General features: G+C 36.0%; 20 protein-coding genes. 2 read left to right on the forward strand and 18 right to left on the reverse strand.

What is annotated here, in order from left to right:
* Window positions 1-228: 228 nt before the first annotated feature.
* The 6 genes from uvrA to BUB90_RS07620 form a co-directional block, all read right to left on the reverse strand.
* Entirely contained in the window at window positions 229-3,081 is a 2,853-nt protein-coding gene (uvrA, locus tag BUB90_RS07595) for an excinuclease ABC subunit UvrA (RefSeq protein ID WP_170865459.1), read from the reverse strand.
* An 84-nt stretch (window positions 3,082-3,165) separates the two neighbouring features.
* Entirely contained in the window at window positions 3,166-5,151 is a 1,986-nt protein-coding gene (gene uvrB / locus BUB90_RS07600; protein ID WP_073285858.1) for an excinuclease ABC subunit UvrB, read from the reverse strand.
* A 493-nt stretch (window positions 5,152-5,644) separates the two neighbouring features.
* Window positions 5,645-5,989: a hydrogenase maturation nickel metallochaperone HypA/HybF gene (locus BUB90_RS07605; RefSeq protein ID WP_073285518.1), complete on the reverse strand. Its 345-nt coding sequence runs from the start codon at window positions 5,987-5,989 to the stop codon at window positions 5,645-5,647.
* 19 nt (window positions 5,990-6,008) lie between these two features.
* A complete protein-coding gene (locus BUB90_RS07610) occupies window positions 6,009-8,690 on the reverse strand; it encodes an FAD-dependent oxidoreductase (protein ID WP_073285520.1) in 2,682 nt (893 codons plus the stop codon).
* Window positions 8,691-8,707: 17 nt separating this feature from the next.
* Window positions 8,708-9,376, reverse strand: coding sequence for a hydrogenase nickel incorporation protein HypB (gene hypB / locus BUB90_RS07615; RefSeq protein ID WP_073285526.1), 669 nt, complete (start codon window positions 9,374-9,376; stop codon window positions 8,708-8,710).
* A 32-nt stretch (window positions 9,377-9,408) separates the two neighbouring features.
* A complete protein-coding gene (locus BUB90_RS07620; RefSeq protein WP_073285529.1) occupies window positions 9,409-10,389 on the reverse strand; it encodes a DUF5692 family protein in 981 nt (326 codons plus the stop codon).
* 299 nt (window positions 10,390-10,688) lie between these two features.
* Between BUB90_RS07620 and BUB90_RS07625 the strand changes: the two genes are divergently transcribed.
* Window positions 10,689-11,393, forward strand: coding sequence for a FadR/GntR family transcriptional regulator (locus tag BUB90_RS07625; RefSeq protein ID WP_073285533.1), 705 nt, complete (start codon window positions 10,689-10,691; stop codon window positions 11,391-11,393).
* Between the two features lie 68 nt (window positions 11,394-11,461).
* Here BUB90_RS07625 and BUB90_RS07630 read toward each other — a convergent pair whose 3' ends face one another.
* The 10 genes from BUB90_RS07630 to BUB90_RS07675 all read right to left on the reverse strand — a co-directional run bounded on the left by BUB90_RS07630 (window position 11,462) and on the right by BUB90_RS07675 (window position 22,624).
* Window positions 11,462-12,712, reverse strand: a complete 1,251-nt coding sequence (locus BUB90_RS07630; protein ID WP_073285862.1) for a S41 family peptidase — start codon at window positions 12,710-12,712, stop codon at window positions 11,462-11,464.
* A gap of 96 nt (window positions 12,713-12,808) precedes the next feature.
* Window positions 12,809-14,146, reverse strand: a complete 1,338-nt coding sequence (locus BUB90_RS07635) for a murein hydrolase activator EnvC family protein (RefSeq protein WP_073285536.1) — start codon at window positions 14,144-14,146, stop codon at window positions 12,809-12,811.
* Between the two features lie 50 nt (window positions 14,147-14,196).
* A complete protein-coding gene (gene ftsX, locus BUB90_RS07640) occupies window positions 14,197-15,105 on the reverse strand; it encodes a permease-like cell division protein FtsX (RefSeq protein ID WP_073285539.1) in 909 nt (302 codons plus the stop codon).
* On the reverse strand, window positions 15,095-15,781 hold the full coding sequence (ftsE, locus tag BUB90_RS07645; protein ID WP_073285866.1) for a cell division ATP-binding protein FtsE: 687 nt from the start codon (window positions 15,779-15,781) through the stop codon (window positions 15,095-15,097). The genes ftsX and ftsE overlap by 11 nt, the downstream gene beginning before the upstream one ends.
* A 227-nt stretch (window positions 15,782-16,008) precedes the next feature.
* Window positions 16,009-17,097, reverse strand: a complete 1,089-nt coding sequence (locus tag BUB90_RS07650; protein WP_073285544.1) for a PucR family transcriptional regulator — start codon at window positions 17,095-17,097, stop codon at window positions 16,009-16,011.
* A gap of 238 nt (window positions 17,098-17,335) precedes the next feature.
* Complete coding sequence (locus BUB90_RS07655; protein WP_073285547.1) at window positions 17,336-18,448, reverse strand: ABC transporter ATP-binding protein; 1,113 nt, start codon at window positions 18,446-18,448, stop codon at window positions 17,336-17,338.
* Window positions 18,449-18,638: 190 nt separating this feature from the next.
* Window positions 18,639-19,514, reverse strand: a complete 876-nt coding sequence (locus tag BUB90_RS07660; protein WP_073285550.1) for a YitT family protein — start codon at window positions 19,512-19,514, stop codon at window positions 18,639-18,641.
* A gap of 11 nt (window positions 19,515-19,525) precedes the next feature.
* Window positions 19,526-20,260: a WecB/TagA/CpsF family glycosyltransferase gene (locus BUB90_RS07665; RefSeq protein WP_073285553.1), complete on the reverse strand. Its 735-nt coding sequence runs from the start codon at window positions 20,258-20,260 to the stop codon at window positions 19,526-19,528.
* 133 nt (window positions 20,261-20,393) lie between these two features.
* A complete protein-coding gene (locus tag BUB90_RS07670) occupies window positions 20,394-21,539 on the reverse strand; it encodes a LytR C-terminal domain-containing protein (RefSeq protein ID WP_170865460.1) in 1,146 nt (381 codons plus the stop codon).
* 260 nt (window positions 21,540-21,799) lie between these two features.
* Window positions 21,800-22,624, reverse strand: coding sequence for a CPBP family intramembrane glutamic endopeptidase (locus BUB90_RS07675; protein WP_073285557.1), 825 nt, complete (start codon window positions 22,622-22,624; stop codon window positions 21,800-21,802).
* 296 nt (window positions 22,625-22,920) lie between these two features.
* Between BUB90_RS07675 and ymfI the strand changes: the two genes are divergently transcribed.
* Window positions 22,921-23,652, forward strand: a complete 732-nt coding sequence (ymfI, locus tag BUB90_RS07680) for an elongation factor P 5-aminopentanone reductase (protein ID WP_073285558.1) — start codon at window positions 22,921-22,923, stop codon at window positions 23,650-23,652.
* Between the two features lie 248 nt (window positions 23,653-23,900).
* On the opposite strand, the gene BUB90_RS07685 is transcribed toward ymfI, so the two are convergent.
* Both BUB90_RS07685 and BUB90_RS07690 read right to left on the reverse strand, forming a co-directional pair.
* Entirely contained in the window at window positions 23,901-25,355 is a 1,455-nt protein-coding gene (locus tag BUB90_RS07685) for a DHHW family protein (protein ID WP_073285559.1), read from the reverse strand.
* A gap of 35 nt (window positions 25,356-25,390) precedes the next feature.
* Window positions 25,391-26,815 carry an MBOAT family O-acyltransferase gene (locus BUB90_RS07690; RefSeq protein ID WP_073285560.1) on the reverse strand — a complete coding sequence of 475 codons (1,425 nt, stop codon included), beginning with the start codon at window positions 26,813-26,815 and terminating at the stop codon, window positions 25,391-25,393.
* Window positions 26,816-26,916: the final 101 nt, after the last annotated feature.

A 26,916-nucleotide genomic window follows, 5' to 3' on the forward strand; every position in this document is an offset into this window, starting at 1 on the left:
TTTACATTCTGTATCCAATTCCCCTACTTAAGACTAATCTTAACTAATCACATTATTAATTAAGTAGTTTGACACACTCATTATAACATATATAATAATGATTAACTAGTGAGTAATAAAAGAAACACCACAAGAAGCAATCAATATTCCCCTTGTACTCTCTACTTGGAAAGGGTAAATTCAAACTTCCTATGGTGTTCTTCATTACATTGTCATACTTTACTTATTCTACTGGAAACGTTCTAGTTGTTTCTTGATATATGCACCTGTATACGAATCCTTGCAATTTGCAAGCTCTTCTGGGGTACCTGTAGCCACTACAGTTCCGCCTTTATCTCCACCTTCCGGTCCAATATCAATAATATAATCGGCAGTTTTAATTACATCAAGATTATGCTCAATAACAACAACGGTGTTACCACCATCAGACAATCTTCTTAAGATATCAATCAACTTATGGACATCGGCAAAATGTAGTCCTGTTGTAGGCTCATCTAAGATATAGATGGTCTTTCCTGTACTTCTCTTACTTAATTCTGTAGCAAGCTTAATTCTTTGTGCCTCCCCACCTGATAAGGTAGTAGATGGCTGCCCTAATTTTACGTAGGATAAACCTACATCATTAAGGGATTCTATCTTTCTCTTAATGGTTGGCATATTCTCGAAGAATTTTAATGCTTCTTCTACTGTCATATCAAGTACATCAAAGATACTCTTACCCTTATACTTAACTTCAAGCGTTTCTCTATTATAACGTTTTCCGCCACAAACTTCGCATGGTACATAGACATCTGGCAAGAAGTTCATCTCAATCTTCAAGATACCATCACCACTACAAGCTTCGCAGCGGCCACCTTTCACATTAAAACTAAATCTACCTTTCTTATATCCTTTTGCTTTCGCATCTGGTGTTGTAGCAAACAAATCACGAATTTGATCAAATACACCTGTATATGTTGCTGGATTGGATCGTGGAGTTCGTCCAATCGGAGATTGATCAATATCAATAACTTTGTCAAGCTTATCTATACCGACAATATCCGTATGTTTACCTGGTATGCATCTCGCACGGTTAAGATCCCTAGCAAGACGTTTGTATAAGATTTCATTAACTAACGAACTCTTACCCGAACCAGAAACACCCGTTACACAAGTCATGATACCTAGTGGAATATCTACTGTGACGTTCTTCAGATTATTCTCTTTAGCACCTTTTATCTTAAGGTAATCCGTTGGCTTTCTTCTCTCCTTAGGTACAGGAATCTGAATCCTACCACTTAGATAAGCACCTGTAACAGAATCCGGATTCGCCATGATTTCCTCAGCAGTTCCTTCCGCAACCACTCTACCACCATGTTCTCCCGCACCAGGGCCGATATCCACTATATGATCCGCTGCAAACATGGTATCTTCATCATGTTCAACTACAATCAATGTATTGCCCAAATCCTTTAAGTTACATAGTGTACGTAGCAATTTGTCATTATCTCTTTGATGAAGTCCAATACTTGGTTCATCTAAGATATACGCAACACCTACTAAGCCCGAACCAATCTGTGTAGCAAGACGGATACGCTGTGCCTCACCACCTGATAAAGTTCCAGTTGCTCTAGCTAATGATAAGTAATCTAGACCTACATCAATTAAGAAACCGAGACGTGCACGTATTTCTTTTAGAATTAATTGCCCAATCTTTACTTGCATTGAAGTCAACTCCAGATTATTCATAAAGTCAAATAAATCTCTAATCGAGTATTCTGTAAGATCTGATATATTCTTATCACCTACAGTAACTGCAAGGGATTCCTTCTTAAGACGTTTTCCACCGCAACATTTACAAGGTGTTGTTCTCATGAAGCCCTCATATTCTTGCTTACTAGACTCAGAACCTGTCTCACGATATCTGCGCTCCACATTCTTAATTAAACCTTCGAATGCAACATCATAAACACCTTCTCCACGTTGTCCCTTATAGTGAACCTTAACAGATTTTCCACCCGTTCCATAGATTACTATATTACGAACTTCTTCTGATAATTCTTCATATGGTGTGTCCAAGCTGAACTTATATTCTTTTGCCAATGCCTTCAAGATTGCATGTGTATACGAACTTGGATCCGTTGCTGATTGCCATCCCATAACAACAATAGCACCATCTACTATACTGAGTTTCTTATTCGGTATCATCAATTCTTCATCGAACTCCATCTTAATTCCAATACCGTAACACTCTGGACACGCTCCAAAAGGATTGTTGAACGAGAAGTTTCTTGGTTCAATCTCATCAATACTGATACCACAATCAGAACAAGCAAAGTTCTGGCTAAAATTCAATGATTCTCCATCAATAACATCTACAATCAGCAGACCATCCGCCAACTTTAATACACTTTCAATGGAATCGGATAAACGTTTTTCTATACCTTCCTTCACTACAAGACGGTCTACAATAATCTCAATGTTGTGTTTCTTGTTCTTATCTAACTTAATTTCTTCATTAAGTTCATACAAAGAACCATCAACCATCACACGTACATAGCCGCTTTTCTTTGCTTGCTCAAACAACTTAACGTGTTCTCCTTTGCGCCCACGTACTACAGGCGCAAGTAGCTGAATCTTCGTACGCTCTGGCAACTTCATAATCTCATCTACCATTTGGTCGACTGTTTGTTTCTTAATCTCCTTACCACACTTAGGACAATGTGGTATACCGATTCTTGCATATAGAAGACGGAAGTAATCGTAAATCTCTGTTACTGTACCTACGGTAGAACGAGGATTTCGATTTGTTGATTTTTGATCAATTGATATTGCAGGTGGCAAACCCTCTATGCTCTCCACATTGGGCTTCTCCATCTGTCCAAGGAATTGTCTAGCATAAGATGACAAAGATTCCATATATCTTCTCTGCCCTTCTGCATAAATGGTATCAAAAGCAAGCGAGGACTTCCCTGAACCACTTAATCCTGTTAATACAACAAACTCATCTCTAGGTATATTTAAACTGATATCTTTTAGATTATGTTCCTTTGCTCCTCGTATCTTAATATACTTTTTATGGTCTTTCTCTTCTTTTATCATGTCAAACACATGCTCCCTCTATAATATAACTGTAGATTGTTCTCTCAGAACAAACACTTCGTTATCTAATTTGTAGCTAGATAGCTACTCTATCTCGTTTAAATGTTTCTTTAATTCAAGTAACTTATCTCTCAATTGTGCTGCCATCTCAAAGTTAAGCTCTGCAGCTGCCGTATGCATTTCTTTGGTAATCTTCTTAATTACTGCTTGTAACTCTTTCTTAGACATAGATTCATAATCTTTTTCCATGTCATACATTTGTTTACTAACCTTCTTCGAGATACTAATCAACTCACGTACCTTCTTATTAATGGTTGTCGGAGTAATACCATGCTCTTCATTATATCTTTGTTGAATCTCTCGACGACGGTTCGTCTCTGATATTGCCTTCGACATGGAGTCTGTAATCTTATCTGCATACATGATTACTCTACCTTCTGAATTACGTGCTGCACGACCAACCGTTTGGATTAATGATGTCTCAGAACGAAGGAATCCTTCCTTATCCGCATCTAAGATTGCTACAAGTGTGATCTCCGGAATATCAAGACCTTCACGTAATAAATTAATTCCTACTAAAACATCGAATACATCAAGTCGCATATCACGAATAATCTCAGAACGTTCTAGTGTATCGATATCGGAGTGAAGATATTTCACTCGTATACCAACTTCACGCATATAGTCCGTCAAATCTTCTGCCATACGCTTAGTCAATGTTGTAACAAGAATCTTATTCTTCTTAGCAACCTCTTTGTTGACCTCTCCAATCAAATCATCAATCTGACCTTCCACTGGTTTAACCTCAATAACTGGATCAAGTAATCCCGTAGGTCGGATAATTTGCTCTGTACGCAGCAATTCATGCTCTCTCTCATAAACATTCGGAGTTGCCGATACAAACATCATCTGATTAATCTTACTTTCAAACTCTCCAAAGTTAAGTGGGCGGTTATCAAGCGCAGATGGTAAACGAAATCCAAAATTAACAAGCGTTTCTTTACGAGCTCTATCACCCGAGTACATACCCCTTACCTGAGGTATCGTTATATGCGATTCATCTACGATAATCAAGAAGTCATCTGGAAAGTAATCCATTAATGTATATGGTGTACTTCCTGGTGCTTGTCCAGACATCGGTCCCGAATAATTCTCAATGCCAGAGCAAAATCCCGTTTCCCGAAGCATCTCGATGTCAAAATTCGTTCGCTCGGATATTCTTTGTGCTTCAAGGAGTTTTCCTTCTCTCTTAAAGTATAAAACTCTCTCTTCTAATTCGTCCTCAATCTTCTTAATTGCTTCATTCAACTTATCTGGTGGAACAACATAATGAGAGGCTGGGAACATAACCACATGCTCTAGCTCACATTTCACTTCGCCAGTTAATACATCGATTTCTGTGATTCGCTCAATCTCATCGCCGAAGAATTCAACACGTACGGCTGTATCTGTAGCAGAAACTGAGAAAATCTCCACGACATCTCCACGAACACGAAAGCTACCACGCTTAAAGTCCATATCGTTCCTTGTATATTGGATATCTACTAATTTTCTTAAAATGTCATCACGATCTCTAACCATTCCAGGTCTCAATGACAAGGTCATATTCTGATAGTCAACCGGTGCACCTAAACCATAGATACAAGATACACTGGCAACAATGATTACATCTTTTCTCTCTGTTAACGCTGCTGTGGCAGAATGTCGTAATTTATCTATCTCATCATTAATGGCAGAATCTTTCTCTATAAAAGTATCTGTTGATGGAACATAGGCTTCCGGTTGATAATAATCATAATAACTAACAAAATACTCAACTGCGTTCTCCGGAAAGAACTCCTTGAATTCTCCATATAATTGCGCCGCTAGTGTTTTATTATGGGCAATTATAAGAGTTGGCTTATTCAATGCTTGTATTACATTTGCCATGGTAAATGTCTTACCAGATCCTGTAACTCCAAGCAAGGTTTGAAACTGGTTGCCCTCTTCAAAACCTTTCACCAAATCCTGTATCGCCTCTGGCTGATCTCCCGTAGGAGCAAACTCCGATACTAAATTAAAATGATCCATGGCTTTCCCTTTCTTCTGTGGCAATATATAGACATAACCGCTTCCTAGTCAATTGTGAAACTATTCTCCGTGCATACAACATACCTGTGTTTTAAGGCTGTCTACTACAATTTGCTTAAGATTGTGTGGCTTACACATACAAACAAGGCATTGTATGTGACGTTCACACAATCCAACAAATAGTAACGACAGACATAAAACACACTGGTACGTTTGTATGCACTACAATTAGTTTCACAATTGACTAATGACCGTTTCCTTACTTTGATGCCAATTATATCATATGCATTTCCTAAAATCAACATATTTCCGAATGTCTGTTCTGTTTCCTCAATCAGGAAATACTAAAACAATCGTTCTAGTCTATTTAATAATTTCCACTTAATACTATTCACCAATAAATCAACTTCATACACAAACTGCAATAGAAAGAGCCAAAAGTGCATTATATTAACTGCACTTTTGGCTCTGTTCATTTGTCTATATTACCGAATTATTCACATGCGACGATTTCTTTGATAAAGAACTCTTTCCCACTTAACATCTCAAAATCCATCACCTTACACTCTGGACAAGCTCCTTTATTGTCGATCAGGTTATATACTTGCCCACACTGTTTGCATCTCCCGTTTCCAGGGATGATTTCAATCTCTAATTTTGAATCAGCTAAGACGGTTCCTTCTACTGCGGCAGGATACAGCTTTGTTAGATACTTCGGCACCATCGAACACAGTTCCCCAACTTGAAGTACTAGCGTCTCTATCTGATTGACTTCATTCTCTAACGCTATGGTCTCTACCTGTTTAACAACTTCTAACAATACCCCTAATTCATGCATTTTTCATACCCGCTTTCTTTTACTCAGCTTTAGAAAACGCATTTTTTACTTTTTTGACTGCAATCTTAGCCTTTCTCTTAATTACGGTTTTAACGACAACAGGTTTTAAGTCTTCATATCCAACACCTGCTTTGTCGTATACACGAACTAACTTGATCGCATCAAACTTGCATTTTGTCGTACATTGGCCACAACCTACACACATGAACTCATCAATCACTGTCGCTCCGCAGCCAAGGCATCGCTGCGATTCTTTCTTCATCTGCTCTTCTGTAAATGTAACACGAATATCAGCGAATACATCTTTTCCCTTAGAATGATCATGTTCTGCTTTTTGTCTTGGCATACGATCATAACCTTCAAAATCAATATTACTCTTATCAAGCGATTGGTATGCACGGCGGTCCCTACCATAGATTAGATTTTGTCCTGGTTGTACAAACCGATGAATCGAGATAGCTGCTTGCTTTCCAGCTGCAATAGCGTCAATTGCAAATCTAGGACCTGTAAAGGAATCCCCGCCCGCGAAGATATCTGGTTCGGCTGTTTGATAGGTAAATGGATCGGCTTGAATAGTTTTGTTTTGATTTAACATAACCTTCGAATCAGCAACAAGTTCTCCCCATTCAATGGATTGACCAACTGATATTAATACATAATCCGCATCAACAATCAAGGTTTCTTTCTCATCAAATACTGGGTTGAATCTATGGTTATCATCAAAAACAGATTTACATTTCATGAATTCAACACCTACCACCTTACCATTCTCAGTAAGGATACGTTTTGGTCCCATGCTAGTATTAAGAACAATTCCTTCTTCTTCTGCTTCTAGGCACTCTTCTTCTAATGCAGGCATCTCCATGCGGTTTTCAAGACAATACAAATTAACTGCTTCTGCACCTACTCTGGTTGCGTTACGAGCAACATCGATTGCTACGTTACCACCACCAATTACAACCACCTTACCATGTAATGGTTCCGCTTTGCCAAGGTTTACATTGCGCACAAAATCAACACCCGTAATTACTCCGCTTGCATCTTCCCCTTCAATACCAAGTTGTCTTCCTCCTTGTGCTCCTATCGCCAAATAGAACGCTTTGTATCCTTGTTCTCTCAACTCTTTAATGGTAATATCTTTACCAACTTCTACTCCCGTTTGGAAGGTTACTCCTAGTTCTCTAAGGATTTCGATCTCCGCATTCACAACATCCTTTTCAAGACGAAAACTTGGAATTCCTAATGTAAGCATGCCCCCAAGCACCTCTTGTTTTTCAAATACCGTTACTTTATAGCCGTCGATTGCTAAATAGAATGCGCAGGAGAGGCCAGCTGGTCCGCCTCCTACTATAGCAATCTTCTTTCCATATTCATGTCTTTGTTTTGGGATAAATCGGTTTTCTGATTTTAATTCTTGATCCGCAATAAACTTCTTAATTTCATCAATTGCAATAGCATCATCTATATCAGCACGGGTACATGCCGATTCACATTTTCTTGGACAGATACGACCACATACCGCTGGGAATGGGTTCTCATGTTTGATAAGCTCAAGAGCTTCCTTATATCTTCCTTGTGACGCCAATTTTATGTACCCTTGTATTGCAATATGTGCTGGACATTCTGACTTACAAGGACTTGTTCCGGTGTCCACAACATTCTTTCGATTAATACGATAATCCGCGTTCCATTTATCTGGTCCCCATTCGGTGTCTCTTGGAGTTTCTACTTTTTTCTTCGGAAGAGGATTAATTGTACATAACTTCTGACCTAACTGAGCGGCATTGGTTGGACAATGTTCTACACATTCTCCACAAGCTACGCATTTCTCAGCATCTACTTGAGCTTGATAGTTTGAACGTGACATATCAACATTCTTAAACATCTCTGCTGTACGAAGTGCCAAACAAGAACAACCGCAACAATTACAAATTGCATGCGTCTTACCTGCCCCATCTAAGTTTGGTATCTGGTGCATAAGACCATTCTCTTCTGCCTTACGAATGATTTCAAACGCTTCTTCTTTTGTAATCTCACGCCCCCTACCAGTTCTTATATAGTATTCTGCTGCATGATCAAGTTGAATACACATATCTTCTGCTAAGTGACCACAACCTTCTCCCATAATCTTACGAGAGGTACGGCAAGAACAATCCGATACTGAGAAGATATGACTATCGTTCAAATATTTAGATATCTCTTCGTATGATGCTTTTCTTGTTTCTCCATCAATTGCCATCTCAATTGGAATAACTCGCATTAGTCCTGTTCCAGCTGGAAAGCTACCTATTGATCTTGGTCCGTTTTCACGGCCATATGCTTCAAAAGCTTCTGCTATTTGAGGATATTTCACAACATTTTCCTTGTTGTTTACCATCATCTCCATGATACCAGGAACCCAAGTATCATACCAATATACATCTACTCCGTCCCTCTCATTAATAAAACAAACACCAGCCATTGCTAACTCCCAGCAAAGCTCTTTCGTTCGCTCTAGAGATTTATTACACTTTGCAGCTAATTGCTCGGCATTCTGAGGTTTTCTAAACTCCATCACAAGTGCTACTTCCGCCATCTCATCGGTAACAACTGGTTCTAGAATTCTATATCTTGCATCATCTACAGTAATTGCCCCTCTTGCACCAACTTTTTTATTACTAACTTTGTTTGCAAACTCTAATACCTTCTTCTTAGTCTCCATAAGCACACTCTCCCTTTCTACTTAACACCTTCTTTTACTTGATTTCTAAGCCAATCTGTCCATTCTGAAATACCTTCTCCGGTCCGTGCAGAAATCGGTATTACCTTAATATTAGGATTTAACTTTTTCGCTCTTTGTGTACATAGATCAATATTAAAATCAAAATATTCTAAAACATCAATTTTATTAATTAGTAACACGTCACAGATAGAAAACATTAGAGGATATTTAAGTGGTTTGTCATCACCTTCTGGTACGCTTAGAATCATAGCGTTCTTTGTAGATCCTGTGTCAAATTCCGCTGGACAGACTAAGTTACCTACATTTTCTAAGATAACAAGATCAACATTCTCTGTTCCTAGTTCTTTAATTCCTTGTCTTGTCATATCCGCATCTAAATGACACATTCCTCCTGTATGTAGTTGAATAACCTTGGCACCTGTTGACGAAATTGTCTGCGCATCCACATCGGAATCAATATCCGCTTCCATAACACCAATTCTAAATTCATCTTTTAGCTCATTAATCGTCTTAGTAAGGGTTGTAGTCTTTCCCGATCCCGGAGACGACATTAAGTTAAGCAAATATGTATTCTCCTGTTTCAACTCTTCTCTTAATCGATTTGCATCTGCATCATTGTCTTCGAAAACACTTTGTTTGATCTCAATCACTTTAAATTTATCCATAAATACCTCTCTCTTTTAAAATAATTAGTTACTTACTCTGCTAGTTCCTTAACCTCTTGATACTTCTTCAAATCTATGTACAACTCACCCTTGTAAGGATTTCTCTTTGTCTTAACCGTTTTGTAAATCATGTAAGCAAAAACTGAAACATTAGCTAATAATGATAGCAAACTCCACACAAAAAGTGGCGTTTCGTTATATGTTGATGCTACTGCAAATCTCCCTTTATCAATAAAGGCTGGTACCGTTTGAGCAAACATACACCACAATGCTAATGTTTGTGCTCTATGTTGTAACCAAGCACCTTTTCCAATTGTAAAGGCACAAACCGTTGGTGCTAATAATAATGCAAATCCGCAATACCAAGCATGACCTGGTAAGCAGTTATATGTATAAGCAAAATTCCATAAGTCATATGCGATAATCCAGAACCATAGCATATCCGGCCATAACATATCTTGACTTCCATCTTTCTTTGTTTTCTTACGAATACAAATTCCAAGCCAACCTGTAATCGTAATAATATTAAGAATTCCCGCAGCCGCGTTCATGAAATTCCATGGTCCGCCGAGAACATACATAGCTTCATCAGCTAGCGTTCCACCGCCTGCATAGTTTAAACCAACTTCTATATCACGGGCTACTGCTTCTAATATATTAATTGCAAGAATAAGTGGTGGAAAACATAATGCAATCTTGTTCGTCCTTAATGCCCACTCCTTACCAGTCTTTTTGTTCTTACCATGCAGATGACGAATACACCAAAATCCAATACACCCTGCCGTGGATGAGTACACTTTCGCAAGATGGAACCAATCTGTGTACGTGGTATCACTTAACACCGTGAACCATAAGGCTGATAAAACAATTGGCAATACAACAAAACAAGCAAAACCAGCTATTGTCGATCTTCTTGTTAATTCATTAAGACCGAATAAAACAACAAATACCGCAAGCCATACAAGCCAAACACTAAGTAAACTTGCACCTTCTGCATAATTAAAAGTAAACATACAAATAACCCTCCCTATAGTGTCCTGTTCATCTGGTCATACCAGATGAACACACTTCTCTTTGTTAAAAACATAACACTTTTATATGCAATATGTCAACATTGTATCATTATTACTTTATTTTTTCAGCTATTCGCACAATAAAAATGTTGAATTTTGGTCAATATTCCATTATAATATCTTTGTGGTCTGTGGTTATACCACATATATACTGATGGTTTTACTTTTTTTAACAACACTTGATAAACTTTATTCCATAACAGATCAACTAAAATACATACTAAAAAGGAGATTCCTCTATGCAATTTGAAAAATTATGCGCACCTTCGTTAAAAGAACTATTCATTCAGCAATTAGAAACTATGATTCTTTCAGGGAAATTACCAGTAGGAGAAAAACTCCCAGCGGAACGTGAACTTGCCGAAACAATGCAAGTTAGTCGTGCAGTTATTAATGCGGGGATTGCTGAACTTGCCCGCAAAGGTTTTCTTACAATCAAACCACGTGTAGGTACCTTTGTCGCTGATTACCGTAGAAACGGGACTATCGATACTCTGATTTCTATTATGAACTATAATGGTGGAATTTTGAGAGATGACGAGATTCGCTCTATATTAGAGCTTAGACTTGGATTAGATTCCTTAGCAATTAACTTATGTATTCCAAAGATTACTGATGATGAGCTTCACAGCTTAAAAGAAAAAGTTAATTCATTATTGATAGCGCAAACCCCAGAGGAAGCTTCTACAGTAGCCTTTGCATTCCAACATGAGCTTGCTTACCTATCAGGAAATACGCTGATGCCCTTAATCTTTTCAAGCTTTCGAATTCCTGTTATTACCCTTTGGGAACGGTTTTGCCGTCTGTACGGCATCGAAACACTTTATGAAAATACACTCACGTTATATCAATGTATTGAAGAAAGAGATTCATCAAAAGCAATCGAATGGCTGAATACTTCTATCAATGATACCATTCACGGGAATAGACAAATCTATTATTAAGCATAAAAATCGCTCAAGCTGAAAAATTAACTTGAGCGATTCTTATTCTCGCACTATTACAATAGGTCTTACTTACTACTCTTTTCATTAATAATCTTAATTGCTTCTTGCAATTGATTATCTTCAGATTTATCTATTACAACCTTTGTCTTCAACTTATCTTTTAATTCAACTACCACATCTGGTTCAATACCAATTTCGTGGATGTTACGTCCTTTTGGTGTATAGTATTTTGATACCGTTACTTTAACTCCACTTCCATCAGATAGAGGAATTACAGATTGAACGATACCTTTACCAAAGCTTGTTGTTCCAAGAATTGTTCCTATTCCATAATCTTGGATAGCTCCAGCAAATACTTCTGATGCACTTGCACTGTTACCATTAATCATAACAACAAGTGGCTTGTCAAAGGATTCTTCTGCTGTTGACTTCACCTCTTCAGTACGAGTGCCATTCTTATCCTCCGTATAGACAATTAAGCCTTCTGGTAACATACGGTCTAACATGTCGCAAACGGTATCAAGTAATCCACCCGGGTTGTTTCTCAAGTCAATTACCAAACCTTTCATTCCTTGATTATCAAGATCCGTTATGGCACTTCTAAATTGTGGTCCTGTTACTTCATCAAACTCCGCTATCTGGATATAACCAACTTTATTGTCTAACATCTCATAGGATATCGTTGGAACTTCAACCGTACGCCTTTCAATTGTTAACTTAATTGGATCACTTTCTCCCGCACGAATAATCTCAAGATCAACTGTCGTCCCTTCTTCACCCTTCATCTTACTTACGATTTCTGAAAGGTCTTTCCCTGTTGCCTCCTCACCGGAGACTTTATAGATAATATCTCCAGGCAACATTCCTGCCTTATACGCAGGTCCCCCTTCAAAAGGTTTTACAATTGTTATTACTCCAGTTTTGACATCTTGACTAACATAAGCTCCAATGCCACAATAACTTCCTGATGAAGACTCCATTAAAGCCGCAAACTCATCTTTGGTATAATATACGGAATAAGGATCTTCTAAACTACTAACCAACCCCTTGTACATACCTTCTACCATCTTATCTTCATTTATTTCATCCAAATAATACGTATCTATAATCGATTTTATCCGATTAAGCTTTGACTTAACTGCTTTACTCATTAGCGAGTTATCAGAATCGGCTTCTGTAGTTAGATTTGTACTTCCATTATTACCTTCTGCACTCTGTATAGAATTGCTCCTAACATAACCAGCAAACAAAACACTAAAGAAAAGTGCTGAAACCAACAAACCAACCAGCATACCTTGAAAATAACGATTTTTCATAAAAGCTGTCATATCCTTTCTTTGTCTGTTTATAACGATATTACTTTACTAACCCAGTTCAAAGTCACAGAAGACTTCTACCAAATTAACGAATTCTTACTTTACGTAATTTAATGGATCCACATAACTACCATTAACAGAAACGCCAAAATGCAGATGAGGTCCGGTGGAGATTCCTGTAGAACCAACTAATGCAATTTTCTCGCCTTTACTAACCGTTTGACCTGCCGATACTAACAGCTGAGAACAATGCATATATACCGTGTATACGCTATTACCATGAGAAATCATAATATAATTACCCGCACCTGCACTATAAGAAGCTGTTACAACCGTTCCTGAACTTGCTGCTACAATGGAAGTTCCCGTAGGAGCTCCGATATCGATACCTTGATGGTAGGTGCTAGCACCACTTGTTGGTTGCCCACGGTTACCAAAATATGAGGTAATCGTATGACTAGCAGGTAGAGGCCATGTAAATCCTCCCTGTGTTCCTGAATTGGAAGAATCTGAGCCATTCGAAGAATTATCAGACGAGTTATTACCATTTGAGTTATTATTACTAGAATTCCCCGAATTATTACTCTGCTCTTGATTCTTCTTCTCTTCCTCTTCTTTTCTCTTACGTTCCTCTTCTTTTCTTTTACGTTCCTCTTCGGCTTTTCGTCGTCTCTCTTCTTCCTCGACTCTTCGTCTTTCTTCCTCAAGAAGCTTTTCAATTAAGGCTTCCTGTTCTACAATCGCATTAGAATAATTAGAAACCATCGACTCTGATTGCTGAATGTTAGCATTATACTTTTCAACTTCTTTTGATTTGTTGTCAATAAGTTTTTCAACTGTGTCTTTTTCGTAATTAACTTCTTCTGTTAATTCCTCTAATTCGACAATCTTATTCTCTATGTCTTTTTTCGTTAATTCTATCTGCTTCTTTGTATCTTGATAATTCGTTAACATAGTGCGGTCGTATTGCATTATCTTTTCTATATATTCCGCACGATTTAACATGTCAGACATGTCTGCCGCACCAAGAATAATTTCTATGTAATTTGCATTACCATTCTCATACATATACTTTATTCTTTTCTTCATCGTCTCATACTGGTTTTTTTCAGTTTCTTGTGCTTCTTTCAGATTTTTTTTCGTTTTATCAAGATCTGTATTAGCAGTATCAATTTGACTATTCAAACTAGTGATTTCTTTATTCAAATCATTCAACTGTACATCCATCTTTTCGATGTACGTAACAATGTCACCTTTCTCCTTCTCAAGTTCTTTTATCTTAGCTTCTGTCTCTTCTTTCTTCTTCTCTAAATCACTCTTCTCTGACTTAGCATCGTTGATTCCTGACGCAAAGACGGTGTATACAGAAGTGAAAGTTAAGAGGGATACAAGCATCAACATCCCAAATCGTCGCATTCGCTTCTTTCTTTTCATATTGTTACCATACCTTTCTCATCGTTATAATAAGCAATCTTCTACTTACTTTATACGTGTAGATGTTTTCTCACTGTAATCATACTTCCAATAAAACCAATTCCCACTCCAATCGCTAGTGATAATGGTATTAATGTGGCGAATACATGATTTACATTCAAGAAATGTAAGATATTTGATAAGATGCTAAATTTCTGCCCAATATACATAATTGCTTGATTGTAGATAATATATAGTAAAATCAATGGGAATATGGCTCCCATCAATCCAATAAGCATTCCTTCTACAATGAACGGAGACCGTACAAAATAATCTGTCGCTCCTATTAATTTCATGATAGAAATCTCTTCCTTACGTACCGATATACCCATTGTTATAGTTGTATTGATTAAGAAAATCGCAACAGCTAACAATAATATAATAATTGCTCCTGATACGTAACCTAGTAAGAGATTAAAATCACTCAATCCCTGTGCAAGCTTGTCTGAATTATTGACTTTACGAACACCATCTATCCCTTGAACAAACTCAACGAATTCAGGTTGTTTTGCAACCTCATCTAGATACACCACGTATGATGCAGAATCCTCTAACGGATTATCCTCTGCAAATGTATCGATTAGCTCCTGTTCATCTGCAAATGTATCTTGTTTATACTTTTCCCATGCTTCATCTGCTGATATGTATTCCAGTGTAGCAACTTCCTCACGCTGTTTGATTTGATTTCCAATCTGTTCAATCTGCTCCTCAGTTATATTCTCATCAAAAAAAATGGATACACCAACTGATTTTTCCTCAATCTTAACTGTATATTGAAAATTTGCTAATATGAAATAAAATATACCAAACAAGAATAAGCATGTCGCTATTGTTCCTATAGAAGCCAGAGAAAACATTCTATTACGGTGAATATTCTTTATTCCCTGCTTAAAACTATATAAAATTGAACTAATTTTCATTTGAATAACCACCCTTTTGTTCGTCACTGACTAATATACCTTTGTTCATTGTTATAACACGCTTCTGCATAGCATCTACGATTTCTACATTATGTGTAACGACCACTACTGTTGTACCTTTTTTGTTAACCTCATCTAATAAGGACATAATATCCCAAGAATTCTTAGGATCTAGATTTCCAGTCGGTTCATCTGCTAGTAATATGAGAGGATTGTTCACAAGTGCTCTTGCTAATGCAACTCTTTGTTGCTCTCCACCAGAAAGTTCTCTCGGAAATGCGTTAAGCTTATCGGAAAGTCCAACAAGTGATAGCATAGCTGGTACATTACGTTGAATCGTTCGACTTGGTTTTTCAATTACTCGTTGCGCAAAAGCAACATTCTCAAAAACATTCCGATCCTTTAATAAACGGAAATCTTGGAACACAATTCCTAGATTACGTCTGAACTTCGGTACTAACCTTCTTCTAAGTCTTGTTATATCTCTCCCGTTCACAAAAATCTTTCCCGATGTAGGTTCAATCTCCTTTAGTAACATTTTAATCAAAGTCGATTTTCCAGAACCACTACTACCAACGATAAAAACAAACTCACCTTTTCTTATCTTTATACTAACATCTTTCACTGCATCTACGTCCTTTTGATACGATTTCGATACGTTTTCTAATACAATAATAGGAGGCTCAATAGACTCCTTTAATAATTCATCTACTTCGTTTTTCATAATAATACCATGCCTTTCACAGCCTGCAAACTTTGGTCACAGGCTCAAAGTTGCCTGGGAAAGATCCTTCTTCCACAAATGTATCCTTTTCATTATAAATGTAGCACCGTATTTGGAACCCGTAGCATAACCACTCTACTGGAGCAAATCGGTGCTCTATTATTATACATCTTAATTAATTAGTACTCAAGACTTTCCATATACTTCATATACTTAACTACCATAAGAGCAATCTTGAATGTTATAGCATCTTCAAATACGCGTAAATCTAGATTCGTGCTCTTTTGTAATTTGTCCAAGCGGTAAACTAACGTATTTCGATGAATGTATAGCTGTCTTGAAGTCTCTGAAACATTAAGACTATTTTCAAAGAATTTATTAATTGTAGCTAACGTCTCTTCATCAAAATCATCTGGTGATTTGCCATCGAAAATCTCTTTGATAAACATCTTACACAAAGGCATAGGTAATTGATAGATAAGACGTCCAATTCCTAAGTTGTTGTATGCCACTACATTGCGGCCACTGTAGAAGATCTTTCCTACATCAAGAGCCATCTTAGCTTCCTTATATGATCTAGAAACATCTTTAATTTCATTTACAATCGTACCGTAAGCAACATGAACCTTTGTCATAGCTTCCGTATTAAGCATATCAAGGATTACTTTTGCTGTCTTCTCCATATCCTCGTATGTTTCGTTTGGTTTTAATTCTTTTACTAAAATAATGTTCTTTTCGTCAACAGCAGTGATAAAATCCTTAGTCTTCGCAGAGAATAATCCACGAACTGTTTCAAGTGCATTCATGTCCTTTTCATTCTTAGTCTCAATAATGAAAACCACACGTCTAACATCGGTATCAATATGAAGCTTCTTAGCACGGTTATAGATATCCACTAATAGCAGATTGTCCAATAACAGATTCTTGATAAAGTTATCTTTATCGTATCTTTCTTTATATGCAACTAATAGATTCTGAATTTGGAAAGAAGCAATCTTTCCAATCATGTATACATCTTCACTATCACCTTTGGCAAGGATAATATATTCTAACTGATGTTCATCAAAAACTTTAAAGAATTGATATCCTTGGACAACTTGACTATCTGCTGGAGAATCAACGAATGCTAGTACAGCATTCTCATAGTCTTCTGCGTTTGATATAGTAGACGCTAACGCTTTACCTTCTGTATCCATCACGCATATGTCAATACGAGTAATTACTTTTAAGCCTTCTATTGTATTTTGAAGAATTTGGTTTGATATCATATATTCACTCCTCTGTTTTTACATTTCATAAACTAACTTATACTAATATTATCACTATTTTTATTAAATGTAAACTAAATCCCTACAAAGTTACTATAAATTTTAGCAATTTTAATCAAATCAGGCTTAAACCTATTTAGTTTAATCACTAAACTAATTTATTTTCCCTAATAATAAAAAAGATGCTGTATACTGCTGATTTTTATCAGCAGTATAGCAGCATCTTCGTAATATCTGATTAGTGGCAGATAACTTGTTCTGTTTCTTTGTCAAATACGTGGATTTTTGTTAAATCAAATGCAACTTTAATTGTATCTCCAGGTCTTGCAGTTGTACGTGGGTTAACACGTGCAGTAACTTCAAATTGATCGATTGTGAAGTATAAGTAAACTTCAGCACCAAGTAATTCATATACTTTAACTGTTGCGTCAACAACGCTTCCTGGATTTGATTCGATGAAGATTTCTTCATCATGAATATCTTCTGGACGAATACCAAGGATAACTGTTTTGTTTTCATAACCTTTTTCAAGTAATAATTTAGCTTTAACTTCTGGTAATTTGATAGATAAAGCACCAAATGTTAAGATTACGTCTGATCCAGATTTAACAACTTTGCTTTCGATGAAGTTCATTTGAGGTGAACCGATGAAACCAGCTACGAATAAGTTGTTTGGTTTGTTATATAATGCGATTGGTGAGTCAACTTGTTGAACAAGACCATCTTTCATAACTACGATTCTTGTACCAAGTGTCATAGCTTCTGTTTGATCATGTGTTACGTAGATAATTGTAGTTTCAAGTCTTTGATGTAATTTAGAGATCTCGATACGCATTTGAACTCTTAGTTTAGCATCAAGGTTTGATAAAGGCTCATCCATAAGGAATACTTTAGGATCACGAACAATAGCACGTCCCATGGCAACACGTTGTCTTTGACCACCTGATAATGCTTTTGGTTTACGATCTAATAAATGTTCGATATCAAGAATTTTAGCTGCTTCATGTACTAATTTGTCAATTTGATCTTTTGGAGTTTTTCTTAACTTAAGACCAAATGCCATATTGTCATATACTGACATATGTGGATATAACGCATAGTTTTGGAATACCATCGCGATATCTCTATCTTTTGGTTCTACGTCGTTAACTAATTTGTCTCCGATCCATAATTCACCTGAAGAGATTTCTTCAAGACCTGCGATCATACGAAGAGTTGTAGATTTACCACAACCAGATGGACCTACGAAGATGATAAATTCTTTATCTGCGATTTCAAGGTTGAAATCCTTTACTGCTACAAAACCATTAGGATATGTTTTATTGATATTTTTTAATGATAAACTTGCCATTAAACAGTTCCTCCCTAGAATTTTTCTTGTTTTTATTAACCAATATTACACTAATTCGATAAGCTAATGATACACCATTTGTCCTTTAAAAACCATACTCCATATTACCAAATTAAAAAAAAGACTTTTGTATAATTTGTATAACGCTTATTAAAATAGTTTGTTTTGTTAATAAATTAGCTGAAAAATTCTACTTTTCTTGTCTATATTCTATAAAGCCTTCTCCCATAACTTCCCTAGCATCGCTAACAATTATAAAAGCCTTCTTATCAATAGAAGAAACGATTTCTACCACAGGTGCTATCTCCTTCTTTGATACGACGCAAAACAACATCTGCTTCTCCTTATTCGAGTACATACCACGCGCAGATATTCCTGTGACTCCCCTCTCCATCGTATATAGTATCTCTTTCGCTATCTCTTCATAATGATCCGAGATTATGTACGCAACTTTTGCAAACTTAAGCCCTTCTAAGATACTGTCCATCACTTTCGAGTTAATATATACAGCAATAACTGCATATAATGCCTTGTTCAAACCGAATACAGCAGCACCTGTTAATACGATAGCACCATCAATTACAATAAGTAACTGAGGTACTGTATAATGTTTAAAATATTTTTGCACTATCATACCAAACAAATCTGTTCCACCAGTAGTTGCACTAGTGACGAATACCAGCCCTAATCCAACACCACCAATAACACCACCAAATACCGCTGCCAACAGATAATCTTGGTAATTAATATTAAAACTAGGTACAACGTATAAAGCAACGGTAAAACATACCGTTGCAAACAATGTCTTCCCGACGAATTTCTTTCCCTTTAATAATATAGCTCCTATAAATAATGGAATATTAATTACAAGGTTACTAAACCAAATAGGAACTCCGCCGTCTATTACATTACTAGTAAAATACTTAATAACAATTGCTAGACCTGATACCCCTCCAGTTACCATACCGAGGGGCTCATATACAACATTAACCGATACCGCTACTAGCAAAGTACCTATTATAATCAGTAAGCAATCTTTACCCCTAGATCTTTTCGTAACTTCCATAATCGGCCCCACTATTTTATATTATTGTTATTATAGTTCTCTAGCTTCTTTTTGAATGTCCGGCTTGCATTAACCTGCTTAAGCGGTTTCCATGCTTTTACATGATGATATATCCCTTGTAAACCAAGTCTCTTTATTATAGTAGGAATCTCATTATACTCTTTCAACATACCATCTTTAATGTCTGCTAACACAAGACATAGCTTTGCATTCAACTTCGTATTATTTCTTGCAATCCATAATTCTTGCTCCGGACTTTCTAATGCAAGCACTAAGATATCTGGTGCAGCTGCATTAATTTCGTTAATAACAAGATCCTCATTCTCTGTTATATCTCCCATGTAAGAACCAACAACGATGAAACGTTCCTCTGTCCTTCTTTTATAGTTAAGAAAGCTCTCCACTTGGTTAACCATGTCTGATACAACGAAAACTGTTTTCTTAGTACAATCCATATTTCTTAGACTTAACTGTAATTTGTGAAAGTCACTAACATAATTAGCATTTTCATATATGTGTGGATATGCAAGGTCTAGAAGCATCTCTTGTGACGGCAATATATAATCTGCACACGCAAGGCTGTTTCTAAATTCTTCTTCTTCATTGGCATATTCAAGAGTTTTTGCAGTAATGAGGAATACAACATTTAAGCAATCATTAAGCAGAAACTCTTTCAATTTTTGGCTGAAGGCTAGAACAGATATAACATCCAGTCCAACTCCCATTACATTAGTCTTATTTTTCATTTTAACCTCCATACTCACTATTAGTGATCATTACACTAAATTGAGATTTCTAATGGGTTATTTCTATTAAGTTCTTATTAACCGTACCTCTTTCATAGCAACAAATATGCACGTAAGACATAAAAAGGTATACCTATCTATTTTCCGAAACTCCTAATATAATCTGTATATCAAAACCTACTGGTACCGTTCCTACTTCAACTACCGCATCTTGAAATAATGGCAATAAATCTCTTCCCATTCCTTCCTGCGCTACAATAATCTTTGTATTCTGTAATATTTCATCTGTATAATTACCTACTTCTGCAACTCCAAAACCCGCATTCTGAATAATATCACTATATTTACTTGCCAAACCAGTAATATTACTTCCATTTAATAAAGAAATCCTTAATCCAACGGATGAAATTGACTCGGCTTCTTGTTCTGCATCTTGTGTATTTGTATATGCCTCATTATTAACCAATTGCATAATAAGTTCTTTCGTTAGTTCCAAATCCGCATCGTAATAATCCATTTGCTGTGCTCCAGGAATTATGTGATAGTATATATAATCCCTATTCACATTACGGTATGTGGATGCATACTTTTGTTTCGATTCCAAAGGTAGATTGGACTTTGCTACCTCATAAAATCTTGCTAAGTACTCTTTCATCGAGTAAGATTCATCTTCCGTTACAGACTCAATTATACTATCTTTCAACACATATACGGAGCCCTCAACTCGCTCTCCCGTCTGTAATAATATTGTTCTTGTTTCTTCATTGAAAATAGCATCTGCAGTCTCACTATTTATTATAGTATAGCAACTAAGTTCTGTTCCAAGGAGCTCATTCATTATGAGCTTCCCAAATACAAATCTTGTTGATTTATCAAAATACGTATTCAAATTCTTTAGAGATAGAATTTGAGGAATCTGTTTATTCTTCGCATACAATTTCTGATACAAGTCTGTTGATAACGGGAACTGTGTATCATTTGGAATTGTAACATAATCCAAATTGTTGGTATACGTATTCAGAATTTCTAATATAACACCTTGTATATTCTCATCTTCATCCGTTATATATAATAAATTCTTGCAGATATTATCTGCAGTACCATCATTAGCAATCAAGTTATTTTCAGTACTAGTTTGTTTTCCATCTTTATGTGTTAATTTATAGACACCAATAGTTAGTTTGTATGTTGTAAATCCAACAATAAACATTAGTACCATCATACATCCCGTCCGAATAAATCCTCTTATAAATGCATGCAAATGTTTATTTCGTTTCATAGTATTTTTATTCCCTAGCGTACTGATTAATGCGCTAACCATAGACAGTTACGTAACGTCTATAGTGATTCCTTTCGTTTCGTTTTCATATCCTGCACCATGTAGTATAGCAGATACAGTAAAAAGTATCAACTATGGAATTTTCTTCTTGCTCCTTGCATTTTAAGGAAGTTAATATTAGGATGATTCTATGTGATACATATAAGATTAAAACCAAAAAGAAAGTGCTAATTGAATGCAGCACTTTCTTGTATTCGTATTTATTCAACCTTCCTTAATAAAAACAAACTATAAATTAACAAGGGTATAAATAAGCAGATATTTATTAAATAAGGTACAATAGAAACTAACTCCTTCGATACCTCTTGATTAGCATTTAGTACTTTTGAAAAATCACCAAATCCACTTGCCATGTCATAGAAACCATGCAAAAGGCAACACCAAAGTAAATTCTTGTTTGTCCTAAGAAATAATGCAGAAAAAGCAATCCCTATTATACAGGTATAAATTACTTGTGAAAACACAGCAATAGGTAGTTCTCCTGTAAATAAGTTACTCAAATGAAGAATACTAAAAATACCACTACTCACTAAAACCGAAAAAAGTATTCCACGTTTACTCTTCCCCCATTTTTCAAGAAACAGAGGTAATATGGTACCACGAAAGACCATCTCTTCAAAGAATCCTATTGACATTGCTTCGATAATCATACATATAATAGTAACGACATTTACCTTATTAAAATCACCTAATTCTATATTAGCAATAATATATCCAATAAACAACCAGCTGATTATGATATATTGCTTACTAATTTTGAACGTAAACAATTTATAAAAGTCAAATTTCTTAATAATATAAAGAAATATCAATATACCAACTACTCTAACCCCAATACCCATGCAATATTTTGTTAATAAATCGGAAGACTTTAATTCATATCCAAAATAATTCGACATATTTGATACAAGTTTAGGCAGTACTCGCAAGATAAAGATATTTGCCAACAAACTTAGCCCCAATGCATATACGATTAACAAAGCTATTTCTCTCTTATTCTGTTCCCTCTTATCAGTGTACTCCATTTTTCCCTCCATATTAACCGCATTTACTATTACTAAAACTAACTTACTCATCTAAGTTTTAATATGACTCTGCAGATAAGATATACCATATAATACCATATTTATTCACATGACACAATATTTTGGTATTTTTCCACAATCGAATAATATACGACTATTCAGAAATTAAGCCAATAAAAAGTAATTGTATATCAAAACATTCTCTGATAGAATAATTACAAACAAAATGTTTACGTGCTAGCGGGTGGAGTACCCTAAAATCCTAATTAATAAGGTCTAATAGAAAGGAACTTCCTATGATTCCAAAATCCGTCATCGTTACTGGTGCCTCTCGGGGTATTGGTAAAGCGATTGCTATAGAGTTTGCCAAAGCTGGCTATAACGTTGCAATTAACTGCCATTCTAACGCTTCCTTATTAGATGCCGTTAAACTACAAGTTGAATCCCATGGGGTTTGTTGTATCTCTTATGTTGGTAATATTGGCGAGGAGGAACATGCCACGAGATTATGTGCTAGCGCCTTAGAGGCTTTTGGTCACATCGACGTTCTCATTAACAATGCAGGGATATCCCATATTGGACTATTAAGTGATCTCTCTCTTGCCGAGTGGAATTCTATTGTAACTACCAACCTAACTTCTGTATTCCTATGCTCTAGATCCGTAATCCCAAGTATGGTCCATCAAAAATCTGGCCGTATTGTTAACATATCTTCTGTATGGGGAATATCAGGAGCTTCTTGTGAGGTTGCTTATTCCGCAACAAAAGGTGGTATTAATTCCTTCACTAAGGCATTAGCCAAAGAACTTGCTCCAAGCAACATTCAAGTAAATGCAGTGGCCTGTGGCGCTATTGATACACAGATGAACCAATTTCTCTCAAAGGAAGACAAAGAGGAATTAGAAGCTGAGATCCCTTCTGGCCGATTTGGTAAAGTTGAAGACGTGGCTGAGTTTGTTTATGCAATTGCAACTGGCAACACATATCTAACAGGTCAGATCATTCCTTTTGATGGGGCCTGGCTATAACAACGTAAATAGCTGTTCCGAAACACTTTGGTTAACTTAAGTCAATTCTCAGATTATTCAATGAAATACAACATAAAAAGACAATCTTTCAAATGTTTTATGTGTGGAGCACAGATATGTTATATCCGTGAATCCACATAAAACCATGAAGATTGTCTTTTTTATAGTGCTTTTGATATATTGTAAAAGTTTGGCTTAATCGATTACACCAATCAAACTCAAACTATCAACAATGGCCTGTATCTGTCTTAGCTAATCTTATCGATTAATGATACAACCGTATTGTTAATTGCCTCCGCATTATTGATGAAAACCACATCATTGATCTTTTTCTTCTTAACAAGGTTAATAATATTTCCTTTATAATAGCGGTAATCAACTATATAGATATTCTTATAATGGTCAACAAGGAACGGTATCATGGCATTTCCATATGACTCTTTAATGACTACACAAGATTCATTACTAGCACTATTCTCATTCGTTATAACCGAATAAGGATTATCTCCCGCTACAAACGTACTGTACTTCGCGTTATCTTTATATTTTGAAACGTCATTTACGATTGGCCACTTGTACTCTTTCCCATCTTTATCTGTATAAGTCATAGTATTGGTACCTTTTGGCACATACGCTTCAATTGTATCAGTATTCTTTTTGACTGCATTTAATTGATCGGTCGCCGCATAAAAAGACCCTAAGAAGCCTGGGTACTCTCTCTTTTCAAAACTTGATAACGGATTTGGGGTTATTCCCTTACTCTCACAGAACTTTTCATATGCATAATACGCGCCTAAAGCAGTCCAATGATGATCTGTCCTATAATATAAATACTCTTTATTATGTGACTTAATATGATCAAAAGCATCAATTACTTTAACGCCATTACCAAGCTTAGAATGGATATACTCAAAAGCCGCCTTTTGATCACTCGTACCTATCATCTTGCTCTTCTCATCATCCAAATAAATCGCGACACTAGTAGGTGCTAGTAAGTCATAAACATTTGCCACACCATCTAAATCTTTAGCAATTTTATTAATTGACTTAGCATAAGCATTTGCTGCTGATAAGCTAAAATAATACAAACTAAAAGCTCTTTCTTTTGTTACATATATACTACCAAATGTCTGTCCATTATTGATATCATTCTTACTAATGGTCTCCTCATTATTCTCTGTTACGTCTACTGAAGGTTCCGTTTCATCATTGCTATCCGTTTGAGAATTATCTTCGTTCTCCTCTTGCGTAGTTTCTTGATTACTATCCTGATTATTATCTTGATTACCAACTTCCCCTTCATCTGTAGCTTGGCTATCATCTACCTCTGTTGTTGAATCGACATTATCCTCTGGTACATCTCCACTTTCCCCAACTTCCGGTATATCATCTGCCACCACAGCAGAACCTGTAATTTGTTCCGTCTGGAAACCATACAGACTATCAAACATTCCATTTGCCTCTATTAATTTCTCACGGAAGGGATACGTATCTGCATACCATGTTGATAATTCGCTAAAATATTGCCCCTTCCACATCTCTACTAATTGAGGCTTAGGTAGTTCTTGTAACTTTCTTTTTTCTATCTCTGAATACTTTGGTCGAAGGGTAAAGATAGCTCCCAAGACCATCCCAACAAATAAAATAACTAAAAAACTAAGTATTTTAATTCCATGATATATATATCTTCTTTTATAATTCATCTTAGCACCCTTACGCTTTCAACAATTTCTTGCTCTTAAAATTGAAAATAGATGAATGGATTATAACTGTTTCCTACTAAAGATATTACCGATACAATTAGGATTACAGGCATAGCCACTACCTCAAAAGTCATCGTCACATTGGCAATCCAACCATATCTATTAGAAAGATCTGACAGTATATCATCTAATAATTTAACAATTGCCGTCGAGCCTACTATAGCCACCATGATAAAGAATACATTATTCTGTAATAATAATGAAGTTCTAAGATCCATAAATGGTAAATCGCCTGCTCCAAACATTCCTTTCAATACCCCAAACATAAGGTTTAAATCGGAATAACGGAATAGTAACCAACCGAAGAGTACTACTATAAGCAAGTAAATATGAGAAATTCCCTTTCCTCTTTTGCCAACTCTCTTTGATGCGAATAACTTCTCAATCGTAATAAAGATAAAGAAATATAACCCCCACAATAGATAATTGTAAGCAGCTCCATGCCACAATCCAGTTAGTGCCCATACAATGAACAAGTTTAATATCGTTCTGCCTAGTCCTAATTGATTGCCTCCCATTGGGATATATACATAATCTCTAAAGAATGATCCTAAAGAGATATGCCATCTTCTCCAAAACTCACTCACTGATTTCGACATGTACGGATAGTCGAAATTCTCTCTATACTTAAAACCTACCATTAATCCTAAACCGATTGCCATATCCGAATAGGCTGAAAAATCCATGTAAATCTGTAACATATACATTGCTAGACCTAGCCAAAGACCAACAACACTCGAAGTCTTCATTCCATCCATCGTTGTTGGCAATAGCGTATCCGCTAACGATGCAAGATGATTTGCCAAAATTGCCTTCTTTGCAAGACCAATACAGAATCGATTGATTCCTCTATTAATCATTCCAGCTGTCACTTTTCGATATTCCATCTGCTCTGCAATATCTTGATAACGAACAATTGGACCTGCGATACACTGATGAAAAAGACTTGAATATAAAAGTAGTTTTGCAAAAGATTTTTGCACTTCGCAATCTTCTCTATATACATCAACTACGTAACTAATCAATTGAAATGTATAAAACGAAATACCAATTGGTAATACGATATTAACAACTCTTAAATCAAAATTCGAAATATTATTAATAATATCTATGATAAAATTCGTATACTTGAATAAAATTAGTATTATTAATTGTAGAGAGATCGTCCCCACCAAAGATAAGCGACGTGTCAGATTGGTCTTCGAAGAGTCAACTAGCAATCCTCCAATATAACTAATAAAAGTCAATCCAATTATCACATATATAAACTTAATACCACCAAAAGAATAAAAAATCATTGAACTTATTAATAAGACCCAATTTTTATTCTTGCTAAAATAATACGCAATTAACGACAATGGTAGAAATAAAAATAAAAATATCAAACTAGAAAATACCATCGTTTTTCCCCTTTTCTACTTACTACTTAATGTTCTGTAGCATACTTTATTAAAAACTTTGAATGTTATACCCAATCCCCCCCTTATTATATGTGTCTTCT

The organism is Anaerosporobacter mobilis DSM 15930, from assembly GCF_900142955.1.
Taxonomy (GTDB): Bacteria; Bacillota; Clostridia; order Lachnospirales; family Lachnospiraceae; genus Anaerosporobacter; species Anaerosporobacter mobilis.